At 57.2% G+C, this 12,494-nt stretch carries 13 protein-coding genes; 7 read left to right on the top strand and 6 right to left on the bottom strand.

Going from position 1 to position 12,494, the window contains the following annotated elements:
- Window positions 1-69: 69 nt before the first annotated feature.
- On the bottom strand, window positions 70-1,110 hold the full coding sequence (locus tag RMR21_RS00440) for an AbrB family transcriptional regulator (protein ID WP_498668791.1): 1,041 nt from the start codon (window positions 1,108-1,110) through the stop codon (window positions 70-72).
- A gap of 160 nt (window positions 1,111-1,270) precedes the next feature.
- Window positions 1,271-1,759, bottom strand: coding sequence for an iron-responsive transcriptional regulator RirA (gene rirA, locus RMR21_RS00445; protein ID WP_498668792.1), 489 nt, complete (start codon window positions 1,757-1,759; stop codon window positions 1,271-1,273).
- 174 nt (window positions 1,760-1,933) lie between these two features.
- On the opposite strand from rirA, the gene RMR21_RS00450 reads away from it, so the two are divergent.
- Window positions 1,934-2,983, top strand: coding sequence for a Fe(3+) ABC transporter substrate-binding protein (locus tag RMR21_RS00450; protein ID WP_498668793.1), 1,050 nt, complete (start codon window positions 1,934-1,936; stop codon window positions 2,981-2,983).
- Window positions 2,984-3,020: 37 nt separating this feature from the next.
- Here RMR21_RS00450 and irrA read toward each other — a convergent pair whose 3' ends face one another.
- The gene (gene irrA, locus RMR21_RS00455; protein WP_045230087.1) at window positions 3,021-3,440 is read right to left on the bottom strand and encodes an iron response transcriptional regulator IrrA; all 420 of its coding nucleotides are present in this window, start codon (window positions 3,438-3,440) and stop codon (window positions 3,021-3,023) included.
- A gap of 300 nt (window positions 3,441-3,740) precedes the next feature.
- Here irrA and fabA point away from each other — a divergent pair, with 300 nt between their 5' ends.
- From fabA to fabI, 3 genes are all read left to right on the top strand, one after another.
- Window positions 3,741-4,256 carry a 3-hydroxyacyl-[acyl-carrier-protein] dehydratase FabA gene (gene fabA / locus RMR21_RS00460; protein WP_045230086.1) on the top strand — a complete coding sequence of 172 codons (516 nt, stop codon included), beginning with the start codon at window positions 3,741-3,743 and terminating at the stop codon, window positions 4,254-4,256.
- Between the two features lie 83 nt (window positions 4,257-4,339).
- A complete protein-coding gene (gene fabB / locus RMR21_RS00465; protein WP_498668794.1) occupies window positions 4,340-5,563 on the top strand; it encodes a beta-ketoacyl-ACP synthase I in 1,224 nt (407 codons plus the stop codon).
- A gap of 6 nt (window positions 5,564-5,569) precedes the next feature.
- Complete coding sequence (fabI, locus tag RMR21_RS00470; RefSeq protein ID WP_498668795.1) at window positions 5,570-6,376, top strand: enoyl-ACP reductase FabI; 807 nt, start codon at window positions 5,570-5,572, stop codon at window positions 6,374-6,376.
- Window positions 6,377-6,436: 60 nt separating this feature from the next.
- Here fabI and RMR21_RS00475 read toward each other — a convergent pair whose 3' ends face one another.
- Window positions 6,437-7,303: an amidohydrolase family protein gene (locus RMR21_RS00475; RefSeq protein WP_498668796.1), complete on the bottom strand. Its 867-nt coding sequence runs from the start codon at window positions 7,301-7,303 to the stop codon at window positions 6,437-6,439.
- A gap of 65 nt (window positions 7,304-7,368) precedes the next feature.
- Window positions 7,369-8,130 (bottom strand): FadR/GntR family transcriptional regulator, encoded by a 762-nt coding sequence (locus RMR21_RS00480; RefSeq protein WP_498668797.1) that lies wholly within the window; start codon window positions 8,128-8,130, stop codon window positions 7,369-7,371.
- A gap of 304 nt (window positions 8,131-8,434) precedes the next feature.
- On the opposite strand from RMR21_RS00480, the gene RMR21_RS00485 reads away from it, so the two are divergent.
- Window positions 8,435-8,998 carry a TadE/TadG family type IV pilus assembly protein gene (locus RMR21_RS00485; protein ID WP_498670194.1) on the top strand — a complete coding sequence of 188 codons (564 nt, stop codon included), beginning with the start codon at window positions 8,435-8,437 and terminating at the stop codon, window positions 8,996-8,998.
- Between the two features lie 16 nt (window positions 8,999-9,014).
- A complete protein-coding gene (locus RMR21_RS00490) occupies window positions 9,015-9,590 on the top strand; it encodes a TadE/TadG family type IV pilus assembly protein (protein WP_498668798.1) in 576 nt (191 codons plus the stop codon).
- 77 nt (window positions 9,591-9,667) lie between these two features.
- Here RMR21_RS00490 and RMR21_RS00495 read toward each other — a convergent pair whose 3' ends face one another.
- The gene (locus tag RMR21_RS00495) at window positions 9,668-10,996 is read right to left on the bottom strand and encodes an MFS transporter (RefSeq protein ID WP_498668799.1); all 1,329 of its coding nucleotides are present in this window, start codon (window positions 10,994-10,996) and stop codon (window positions 9,668-9,670) included.
- Window positions 10,997-11,316: 320 nt separating this feature from the next.
- On the opposite strand from RMR21_RS00495, the gene cyoA reads away from it, so the two are divergent.
- On the top strand, window positions 11,317-12,405 hold the full coding sequence (cyoA, locus tag RMR21_RS00500; protein WP_498668800.1) for a ubiquinol oxidase subunit II: 1,089 nt from the start codon (window positions 11,317-11,319) through the stop codon (window positions 12,403-12,405).
- The last annotated feature ends 89 nt before the right edge of the window (window positions 12,406-12,494 follow it).

Below are 12,494 nucleotides of genomic sequence, written 5' to 3' on the forward strand. Positions count from 1 at the left end.
GAGATCGAAAGGTTGCATGCGGGATCGCGATTTATACGCATTGCCTAATGCAGGAAGCGCTGTGTCGTCTCAGTCCGATTTTCTGCGCGCGTCCTTGCCCATGACGAGCGGCATGAGAACGGAGAGAAACAGCAGGCGCAGAACGTGATGGGCACCGACATAGGCAGTGTCTGCGTGCATCATGATTGCCATGGCGGCCATGGTTTCGAGACCGCCCGGCGCAAAGGCGATCATCACCGCATTGAGCGGAACGCCGGTAATTCTGGATACCACAACTGCGGCAAGACAGGCCAGCAACATCACAGCCACGGTCACGACACCGCCCGCCACGAAGGCCATTTTCATGTCGCGAAGCGAAGAGCGGGTGAACCGCGTGCCGATGAGGCTGCCCAGAATGATATAGGTCGGCTGGCTGAGCCAGCCTGGTACGCCGCCGCTCGTCAGTCCGGTGATGTGAATGCCGATGGAAACGGCAACGCCACCGAGCAGCAGGGCTGCGGGAAAGCGCCAGCGCATGAAAAGCCACCCGACAGCAAGTGATGCCAGCACCGTCAAAGCCAGCACCATCGGTGGCATCGGCGGCGCCAGGATCAAAGGTTCGATGCTGATCAGATCGAGATACTCGACGATGACCGGCACGGCGAGCGTCAGGGCAAGAACGCGTACGCTCTGGATGACGCTGACAGTGGCCAGATCGCTCTTCGTTTCTGCCGTCAGGCTGATGATATAGCTGAGATGGCCCGGTGATGCGCCCAGCATGGCCGTGGTGCGGTCATAGCCAAAACCGAAATGCAAAATCCAATAGGCGACGTAGAGCAGAAGAACGACGGTTGCCAGAACGGCGACAAAGCTGAGCGGCCAGGCCTTGGCGGCATCGATTACCTCCGGCGTCACGCTCGTTCCCATGGAAATGCCGACGACGACGAAGGTGGCGTTGCGCAGCATTTGCGGCACGGAAAGGCGCAGCCCCGACAAACCCGCCAGCGTAACGGCAAGCGCCGGTCCACAGAGAAACGGCGCGGGCAGTCCGATCAGAGATGCGACCAGAGCGCCGATGCTGCCGATGAGGGCCGTGAGGAAAAAGCTGTGGAGGTCTGGCTTGGTCATCATGCTTACGGGAAGGCGATCGGCGGGAGAGAATCGGACGGTGAGGCTATCGAGATGCAACTGTGCCTTTTAAAGCGCAACCGTCAACCGCACGTGGCCTAAAAACAGAAAACCCGCGAACGATGTCCGCGGGTTGAAAAATCTCGCCAGGGAAGCTTTAGGCTCAGGCCGCCGGGGCCGCTGCCACGACGCGCGGCGGACGGCGCTTGGCCATGGTGTCTTCGAGACCGAGCAGGAAGCTGATCTGTGGACGAGCCTTGACGAGATCGTCGATGGAATATTGGGTCAGGACGTCGAAGAAGGCGTTGAGCGCCTTGCGCAGCGCCGAGTTCAGACCACAGCTATCCACCAGCGGGCACTCCACGGCGCCGTCTTCGAAGCACTCCGCCATGGCAAAGCTGTCTTCCGTCACCTTGACGACATCGAACAGGCTGATCTTGTCGGCGGGCTTGCCGAGCTTGACGCCGCCATTGCGACCACGCACCGTCTCAACCAGGCCGGCCTTGTTGAGCGGCTGCAAAATCTTGAACAGGAACAGTTCGGAGACACCGTAAGCCTTGGCGATTTCCGGGATGCGGCTGAGGTTGCCGTCATTGGCGGCGCAATACATCAACATGCGGACGGCATAGTTGGTCTGTTTGGTCAAACGCATGCTGATCTCCTAACTCCAGTAATGTGGAGTCATATAGTCGTTATTTTACTTTAGAACAATTCCAGAAATGAAAAAATCTCCGAGAGATTTCCGATCCTTCAATTGTCCTGTTGACCGCCTGCTGTGATTCATGAACAAACAACTCAAGAATCTAATCTACCGGAGGCGTGCCCCATGGCAAGCGTGAAGTCGATATTTTGTGCAATTGCAGCCACGACATCGGTTATCGGTTGCGGAATGTCCACAGCTGTCGCGGGTGGCGAAGTCAACGTCTACTCCTATCGCCAGCCTGAGCTCATTCAGCCGCTGCTCGATGCCTTCACCAAGGAGACCGGCATCGAGGCCAATGTGCTGTTTCTGGACAAGGGTCTGGTCGAGCGCATCCAGGCGGAAGGCGTGAATTCACCAGCCGACATTCTACTGACGGTCGATATTGCCCGCCTTGTGGAGGCCAAGGAAGGCAAGGTGACGCAACCGGTCCTGAACGATCCTGTGATCGAAAAGGACATTCCCGCCAATCTTCGTGACCCGGAAGGCGAATGGTTCGGCCTGACCACGCGAGGCCGCGTCGTCTACGCCTCGAAAGACCGCGTCAGCCCGAAGGATATCACCTATGAGGAGCTTGCCGATCCGAAATGGAAAGGCAAGATCTGCATTCGCGATGGCCAGCACTCCTACAATATCGCGCTGTTTGCATCCATGATTGCCCATCACGGGTTGGATTATACGCGCACATGGCTCACAGGCCTGAAGAACAATCTAGCCCGCAAGCCCGATGGCACCGATCGCAGCCAGGCGAAATCCATCTATTCCGGTGAATGCGACATCGCAGTGGGCAACACCTATTATGTCGGGCTGATGCTGACCAACGAACAGGAGCCTGAGGAAAAGGTCTGGGGCAATGCGGTGCGCGTCATCTTCCCGAATGCGCAGGATCGCGGCACCCACGTCAACATCTCCGGCGTTGCGATGACGAAATACGCGCCCAACAGGGACAATGCCTTGAAGCTGATGGAATTTCTGGCATCCGGCGAAGCCCAGGAAATCTATGCCAAACAGGTCTTCGAATATCCGGTGCTGCCAGGCGCGCAACCATCCGACGTCGTGAAGAATTTTGGCCCGATCAAGCCGGACAGCCTGTCACTGACTGAAATCGCCGCACACCGGAAGGAAGCATCAGAACTGGTGGATGAGGTGGGCTTTAATGACGGCCCGTCGAACTGACGTTCGATCCCTAGACTTGCGACCCTGAGATAGGCCTTTAGCCGCGCTTGCGGCGAAGGCGGATCACCACGTCCACATGGGCGATTTCCATGCCCTCTGGCGGTTCCGGCAGATTGCCGATCTCCAGATTGTTGACGGGAATATCGAGCACCTCGTTCTCACCTTCGACGAAGAAGTGGTGATGATCCGATACGTTGGTGTCAAAATAGGTCTTGGCGCCTTCAACGGCGAGAACGCGAATGATGCCGGCTTCCGTAAATTGATGCAGGGTATTGTAGACGGTGGCGAGCGAAATCGGCACACCGGCATTGACGGCCTCGTCGTGCAATTCCTCGACTGTCAGGTGCCGGTCACCCTTGGCGAATAGCAGATCGCCCAAGGCTACACGCTGACGTGTGGGGCGAAGGCCAAAGCGGCGCAATCTCGTTCCGATATCCAATGTGGCGTCAAATGTCATAAAACGCGGCCTCAAAACCGGTAGAATAAACCCAATTCCATAAGCATATAACTTTTACGCGCCCGGGTTTCAATAGATTCCGGTAGAACGCCGTCCCGCAATTAGCTGTAAAGCGGGGATTTTTGCAAATTTCCTCTGGTTCAGGCCTTACGCTTCCTGTATGCGGGCGCCATGTTTAGGCGGGCTTCGGTCAAAGCATGAGCAACCAGACATGTAAGTTGCCCTTGTGGCGCTTCATTTTCAACCTAACTTGTTCTAGAGAAGTCTTTCAAAGCGTGTAAACGGGGAAATGGATACGACATGGCAACGAGGCAATCGAGCTACAATTACGAGGAAATTCTGTCTTGTGGACGTGGCGAACTGTTTGGCCCCGGCAATGCGCAGCTTCCTCTGCCTCCCATGCTCATGGTTCACCGTATCACCGAAATCTCCGAAACCGGTGGCGCCCACGACAAGGGTTTCATCCGTGCCGAATACGACGTGTCGCCGGATGACTGGTATTTCCCCTGCCACTTTCAGGGCAACCCGATCATGCCTGGCTGCCTCGGTCTCGATGGCATGTGGCAGCTGACCGGCTTTTTCCTTGGCTGGCTGGGTGAAGAAGGTCGCGGTATGGCCCTTTCCACCGGGGAAGTGAAGTTCAAGGGGATGGTTCGCCCTGAAACCAAGCTTTTGCAATACGGCATCGATTTCAAGCGCGTCATGCGCGGTCGCCTCGTTCTCGGTACGGCCGATGGCTGGCTGAAAGCCGATGGCGAAACCATTTATCAAGCGTCGGACCTGCGTGTCGGTCTGTCCAAGGAAAAGACCGCCTGACCCCCTGATCGTTCGGTGACGGGTGGCCAATGCCACTCGGAACCAGAACCCATCGCGCGGCAAACACAGAAAAGGTCAACTTCATGAGAAGAGTTGTAGTCACCGGCCTCGGTATTGTTTCATCGATCGGCAGCGACGCTGCAGAGGTCACGGCGTCCCTGAGAGATGCGAAGTCGGGAATTTCATTCTCGCCGGATTTTGCCGAGCATGGCTTCAAATGCCAGGTCTGGGGCAAACCGTCTCTCGACCCCACCGACCTGGTTGACCGTCGCGCGATGCGCTTCCTGTCCCAGGGCGGCGCGTGGAACCATGTCGCCATGAAGCAGGCGATTGCCGATTCCGGTCTCGAAGAGAGCGTCATCAGCGGCAATGAACGCACCGGCATCATCATGGGTTCGGGCGGTCCTTCGACCCGGACCATCGTTGAGGCCTCCGACATCACGCTGAAGAACAAAAGCCCCAAGCGCATCGGCCCGTTCGCCGTGCCGAAGGCGATGTCGTCCACGGCATCCGCCACGCTGGCGACCTGGTTCAAGATTCACGGCGTCAACTACTCCATCTCGTCTGCCTGCTCGACCTCGGCACACTGCATCGGCAATGCCACCGAAATGATTCAGTGGGGCAAGCAGGACGTGATGTTTGCAGGCGGCCATGAAGATCTGGACTGGTCGATGTCGAACCTGTTCGACGCCATGGGCGCGATGTCGTCCAAGTACAACGACAATCCATCCACCGCGTCCCGCGCATACGATGCCAACCGTGACGGCTTCGTCATCGCTGGCGGTGCGGGCGTTCTGGTTCTGGAAGAACTGGAGCATGCCAAGGCACGCGGCGCCAAGATTTATGCCGAGATCGTCGGTTACGGCGCAACATCCGATGGTTACGACATGGTTGCACCGTCGGGCGAAGGCGCCATTCGTTGCATGCGTCAGGCGCTGGCAACCGTGAAGGGTGAGGTCGACTACATCAACACCCACGGCACGTCCACACCTGTCGGCGACAGCAAGGAAATCGGCGCGATCCGCGAAGTGTTTGGCGCGAAAATCCCGCATGTGCAGTCGACCAAGTCGCTGACGGGTCACTCGCTGGGTGCCGCAGGCGTGCAGGAATCCATTTATGGTCTGTTGATGATGCAGGAACGCTTCATCGGCAAAAGCGCCCATATCGATACGCTCGATCCCGAATTCGAAGGGGTGCCCATCGTTCGTGAACGCATCGATGATGCCAAAATCGATACGGTCCTGTCGAACTCCTTCGGCTTCGGCGGCACCAATGCCACGCTCGTCTTCCAGCGTTACAACGGATAATTGCCTATGAATGGCATCATGCAGGGAAAACGCGGCCTCATCATGGGGGTCGCGAACAACCACTCCATCGCCTGGGGCATCGCCAAGGCGTTGGCCGCCCAAGGGGCGGAGCTTGCTTTCACGTATCAGGGCGAAGCGCTGGGAAAGCGCGTCAAGCCGCTTGCGGCGGACGTCGGCTCCGATTTCATCGTCCCCTGCGACGTGGAAGATCTGGCCTCCGTCGATGCCCTGTTCGACGCGATGCGCGAACGCTGGGGGTCTCTTGATTTCGTCGTTCACGCCATCGGCTTTTCCGACAAGAACGAGTTGAAAGGCCTCTACGCCAACACGACTCGCGAAAACTTCAGCCGGACGATGGTCATTTCCTGCTTCTCGTTTACGGAAATCGCCAAGCGTGCGGCCGCGTTGATGACCGATGGCGGCTCGATGCTGACCTTGACCTATAACGGCTCGCAGCGCGTCATCCCCAATTACAATGTCATGGGTGTCGCAAAGGCGGCGCTAGAAGCATCCGTTCGGTATCTGGCTGCCGATTACGGTCCCAAGGGGATTCGCGTCAACGCCATCTCCGCAGGTCCCGTGCGCACATTGGCCGGTGCCGGTATCTCGGATGCCCGCGCCATCTTCTCGTGGAACCAGAAGAACGCGCCGATGCGCCGCACGCCTGACATCGAAGACATTGGCGGCTCGGCGCTCTATCTTCTGTCGAACCTGTCACGCGGCGTGACGGGCGAATGTCACTACGTCGATGGCGGCTTCAACATCACGTCGATCCCGACGCTTGACGTCCTTTATAACGCCGACAGCGAATAACGCTCGTTCGTGGAGTGACGATTGAAAAGCCCGGTCATGCCGGGCTTTTTGCATTTCGGTTCACACGGGGTCGAAACCGAACAATTCTTCCGGGTTGGTCACCAGCGCTTTTCTGCGCGCCTCTTGCGAAGGAAGCCATGACAGAACCCTGCCCAGCAAATCCGCATCGTTTGGATAGTCTGCAGTCGTCTTGGCGTTGTTATGGGGCCAGTTGGTGCCCCATATGATGCGATCCGGTGCATGGGCCGCGATGACGCGGGCAACGGCGGCGATATCGTCAAACTCGGGTCCACCGGAGCGGCTGGATTCATAGCATCCGGCAAATTTGAACCAGCAATTGCCCTTGTCGATCAGACGCTTCAGCGCAGATATCTGCGGACTATCGGGCGTAACCCCGGCGAAGAACTTGCCGTGGTGGTCAAAAATCCAGCGGCTCTTGACGGCTGCCAGACGCTCTTCGTGGTCGAGAATATGGGAGCCGTCGAATTGCACGGCAATGCACCAGCCCAGCTCTTGGGCGATGCTGTCGACCTCTTCCAGATGCGTGAGATCGACCGCGCCACCGGGCAAATCCATGATGCGGGCGCCAATGACACCGACATCGATCATCTCCTGGATCGCGTCGAGCGGCGTTTGCCGGGTCACGACGGCGACACCTTTGGCAACGTTCCCCATGGCCCGCAGACTGGCGATCAGGTTGCCGTTATCGCGCTGGTGGGCGTTGCCCTGGGTAATGACGACGCGCTCAATGCCGAGCCAGTTCATCAGACGGCGGTATTCCTCAGGGCCTGGTGTTCCCCCCGGCACCGGCGGGCCGCCCTCCAACGCGGGAAACCCAGGAAGATACATGTGCATCTGGGTATCGATGGCACCCTTGGGCATCACCATGCGAGGTTTGTCGCCATCAAATGTTCTGACGATCGCCATGAAAAACCTTTCAGTGTGGATGTGCTAGAGGGCTTCCATTGAACAGGGAAACGGTCTACCGGAGACTATCGGTCGCCCTGACGCAGCATCGCGCGATAACGCTGCTGGCTGCCCTTCAGGTGCTGACGCATGGCCTCGCGCGCAGCCGTTGAATCCCCATCCGAAATCGCGTGCACGATGGCGTTATGCTCATTTTGAAGCTGTTGCAAATAAGGGGCTGCCGTCTTCTCAGATTGGGAGGCACGCAACGCTGCTCTTGGAATGATATTCTGACCCATCACCTCCAGAAACTCGCGGAAGCGCGGATTGTTGGTAGCGTCAGCAATGGCCAGATGAAGCTTGAAATCCGCCTCTGCGGTTGGGACGCTCGTATCGATGCAGGCCTGAACGGAGGATAGACAGCGGATGATCGCCTCTTCCTGTGCGGGCGATCTGCGCACGGCGGCAAGTTCGGCGGCCTCGGTTTCGACGGCTGCCCGTAATTCCAGAAGTTCGATGATGGAAGAAATCCGATCATGATCGACATCCTGAAACGGCTGCGGCTGCTGGGTGGGAAGTTCCAGAACGAAAATGCCCGCACCATGACGTGCCTCGACCAGTCTGTCTGCTCTGAGCGCTGCAACGGCCTCGCGCACGACCGTGCGGCTGACTTTATAAAGCTCCGTCAGGCCCGCTTCACTCGGCAGCTTGTCTCCCGGCTTGTACTGGCCGGACAGAATGGTCTGGCGCAACGCGTTTGCGGTCTGACTGACCAGCGATCCGCCTGTGCGACCGCTTTGAGGCTTTTCTTTCGCACCGCCATCGACGGGTTCACTGAGGCTGGCCAATATTCTCTCCGAAACGATGGGGGAGACATCACACGCTGGCATTGTCTCCGGTCAAACTTTCTATTGATCAAATATCCCGTAAATGGTCGGTCTTGGCAATATTTATATTATTTCCCAAATCACTGATATGATCTCCGAAGGCGTGGATTGCGCTCAAAAATCATACAATATTGGAAATGCGAGGTTTTCCAGCAACAAAATGTAAACGAAGCCGCCATACACTTCATGGGCACAAAGCTCTCGGGCAGACATGCTTTCCCGTCATGAAGATTGAAAAAGCGCAATGCAGGCATTGTCTCCGAAAATGTTGTTGGCCAGACGATTTGCGCGTTCACGCAAAGGTTCGGCGGCCATAGAGTTCGCCATTCTGGCCGTTCCCTATTTTCTGTTGGTCTTTGCCATCATCGAGACTTTTCTGGCGATGATGGGCGAACAACTGGTCACGAATGCAACGGACCGGTTGGCGCGTCAGTTGAGGACGGGACAGATTTCCAGCTCCATCAGTCAGGAAGATTTCAGAAAGCTGTTTTGCGACGAAGTGTCGATCCTGATCACCTGCTCTCCAGAGGAGATCAAGACACCGCAAAAGCTCTATATCGATCTTCGCAGCTTCAATACTTTTGCCGATATTCCCAAAACCATCCCCTTGACGCCGAACGGCCAGTTCTTCGATCTCGATGTTTCCGCGTTCCGGTTTGCACCGGGAGGGCCGAGCACGATCAACATGCTACGCGTCTATTACCGCTGGCAGGTGGTGGCCGATATCGTCCGGCCTTTCCTGACCAATATCCGCCCGAAGGATGGGTCCATGCCTTCGCATTTCCTGATTGTCGCAACAGATGCGTTCCGCAATGAAGCATACCAGTGAGTGCGGCCGGATGGTGATGAAGACAAAAACGGCCTTGCGAGTCATCGGCCAGACGTTCAAGCGATTGCGGCAGGATCGTCAGGGCGTGGGCGCGGTGGAGTTTGCGATCATCTTCCCGGTCTTGCTGGCGCTTTACATAACGGCGTTCGAACTGACGATCGGCTTCAGTGTCTACAAGCGGGCAACGCATGCGGCCGGCACGATCGCCGACCTCGTGTCGCAGCAGGTGAGCGTCAACAAGGCGTACCTGAAGACCATGCCCGACGTCGCCTCGGCAATTTTCGTGCCCTACGCCACGACCGGGCTCGATTTGAAGATCAGTGGCATTCAGGTGGATGCCAACAGGGTCGCCAGGATCAACTGGTCCTGGAGCCAGAGCAATCAGCGCCCGTACCCCGCAAATTCCGTCGTCAACCTTCCCGACAATCTCAGGCAACCCAACGCGTTTCTCGTCCATGCGGAGTTGACGATTCCCCATACGCTATTGATGTTCCTGTCGAACGCAGCCCCAAGCATTCGGCAGATTACGATCGGTCGGGATTATTACTTCGCAAAGCGCGAGCAGGATCCGATTACCTGCACCGATTGCTGAAACAAACATGTGAGCATGGTCCATAAAAAGCCGCGGGGCATCTTTCCGCGGCTTTTCCGTAGTGTTCGTTTTCAAGGTTATTCCGACGGCATATCTAGCACGCGGCTGAAATAGAGCGCCACGATGGTGCACAGCGCACCAGACAAAAGATAGATGCCGACGGCGAAGAGCCCGAACTTCGATGAGAAACCCAGCGCGACCAGAGGTGCAAAGCCAGCGCCGATCAACCATGAAATATCGGAGGTGAGCGATGCGCCCGTGTAGCGATATTCACGGCTGAAGCGAGAGGCCAGCGCGCCGCCCGATTGACCGAAGGACAGGCCAAGCAAGGCAAAGCCGATCAGCACGAAAAGGTAGCGTCCGATATCGCCCGACGCCAGAAGAACCGGTGCTATGAAGCTGAAGATCGCAATCAGCGCAGCGGCGATGCCGAGCAGTTTGCGACGACCAATCTTGTCGGACACAATGCCGGAAACGACGATCATGCCGCCTGCGATGATGGCGCTGACGAATTGCACGAACAGGAAGTCGGAGACGCGCTGGTTCGTGTTGAGCGACACCCAGCTGAGCGGAAACACGGTGACGAGATGGAAGAGCGCAAAGCTGGCCAGGGGCACGAATGCGCCCGTCAAGACGACCCGTGACTGATTGCGCAGCATCTCGAACATGGGCTTGGGCTCCAGTTCATGCTGTTGCAGCATGGACTGGAACTCCGGCGTAACGATCATCCGCAGGCGGGCAAAGAGCGCCAGAACGTTGAGCGCCAAAGCGACGAAGAACGGGAAACGCCAGCCCCACGCCAGGAATTCCGGGTTGGAAAGTTGGGTGGTGAAGATGATGAAGAAGGCGCTCGCAAGACCAAAGCCCATGGCCGCACCCAGTTGTGGCATCATGGCGTACCAGCCACGCTGCTTTTCAGGCGCATTCATCGCCAGAAGGGAGACGAGGCCGTCCCATGCGCCGCCAAGTCCAATGCCCTGACCGATACGGAACACCGCCAGCAGGATCGGCGCAATCATGCCTGCATCCGCATAGGATGGCAGGAAGCTGATCGCCATGGTGGAACCACAGAGCGTAAACAGCGCTGCCGACAGCTTGACGCCGCGTCCGAACTTACGGTCGATTTGCAGAAACAGGAGAGAGCCGATGGGGCGGGCAATGAATGCCAGCGAAAACACGGCGAAGGAGTAGAGGGTGGCTGTGAGGGGGTCGACGAACGAGAAAAAGACGTGAGGGAAAACGAGGGCGGAAGCGATGGCATAAACGAAGAAATCAAAAAACTCCGTCATTCTGGCCAGGATGACCGCGATCGTGATGCGATCCGGGTCCACGGCGACAGGCGCCCCTGGCTGGCCGTTCGGTCCGTTGTTTTGTGAGTAGGACGAGGCCGTGTCGGTATAACTCATAAGATTCCCTCCTGCGTATGGGCTAGCCATGACCATAACGACCGACGCTCCTCTTTCGTCGATGTTATGCGGCGGATTGTCACACAGGGGTTTGAGGCCGTCAATTGAAGAATGTGTGGAAGGGCTTGCCCACACGCTATCCTATGAGATAATGCGGGACTTTCCGCCCTTCGGTCTCAATTTTCCGCATGCTGCGAAGACCGCAGTGAAAATGTCATGTTGCACCGCGACAAACTACCTCATGTCCTTTATGACGTTCGGCAATTATACGCATCAAGCAATATGAAAAACAGTACGAGTCCCAAAACGTGCGCACCCTTATGAAAAAATCCTCTGCCCTTGCGGCCCTGTCGTCTGCGCTCCTGCTCAGCGGTTGTGATCTCGTCGTGATGAACCCTTCCGGCGACATCGCCATCCAGCAGCGCGATCTTATCATCACGTCAACGGTCTTGATGCTTCTGATCATCGTTCCGGTTCTGGCCCTCACGCTCTTCTTCGCGTGGAAGTACCGTGCATCCGCCAAGGCGGAGGATTATGATCCCGAATGGCATCACTCCACCCGTCTTGAAATGGTCATCTGGTCTGCTCCGGTTGCCATCATCCTCATGCTTGGAACGGTTACGTGGATTGCGACGCACCGTCTCGATCCGTATCGTCCTCTTGACCGTATCGATGCGGACCGTCCGGTAACAGCCGAGACGAAACCAATCACGGTCGAGGTCGTCTCCATGGACTGGAAGTGGGTCTTCTTCTACCCGGAACTGGGCATTGGCAGCGTCAATGAGTTCGCGGCTCCCGTCGATGTGCCGATCAATTTCAAGATTACCGGCACGACTGCGATGAATTCGTTCTACGTGCCTGCGCTGGCTGGTCAGATTTATTCGATGGGCGGCATGCAGACGAAGCTTCACGCGGTCATCAACAAGGAAGGCGTTTATGATGGTTTCTCGGCCAACTTCTCTGGCCCAGGCTTCTCTCACATGCGCTTCAAGTTCCATGGTCTGAGCCAGGAAGGCTTCGACCAGTGGGTTGCCAAGGTCAAGGATGGCGGCAAGGGCTTCGGCCGCATGGAATATCTCGAGCTTGCAAAGCCAAGCGAGCGCGAACCCGTGCAGTATTTCGCCAATGTCGACCCTCAGCTTTTCGACGCGATTCTCAACCGCTGTGTGGAGCCTAACAAGCTTTGCATGCGTGACATGATGCATATCGATGCGAATGGCGGCGGCGGCAAGGAGGGCATCGATATGGCCAAGGCTCTGAACTCCGTGGTTTGCACCCCGCTTTCGCCTTATGGCGTTGCATCAGGGCCGCAATCGTTGCCTGCCGCCATTCAGGGCCAGACATTCCAGTCCACGGCTCTGCCCGATACCAAGGCCGAGCTGCCGTCTGCACCGAAAACCGCAGGCTGAACGTCGTGACGTGCATCTGAACCAACGATGCGTAGATTTAATGAGGTTGGAGCGCAGCGTGCATCCGGACGGACGCATGGCACTCTAAG

It is taken from the genome of Agrobacterium sp. rho-8.1 (genome assembly GCF_033957725.1).
GTDB lineage: Bacteria > Pseudomonadota > Alphaproteobacteria > Rhizobiales > Rhizobiaceae > Agrobacterium.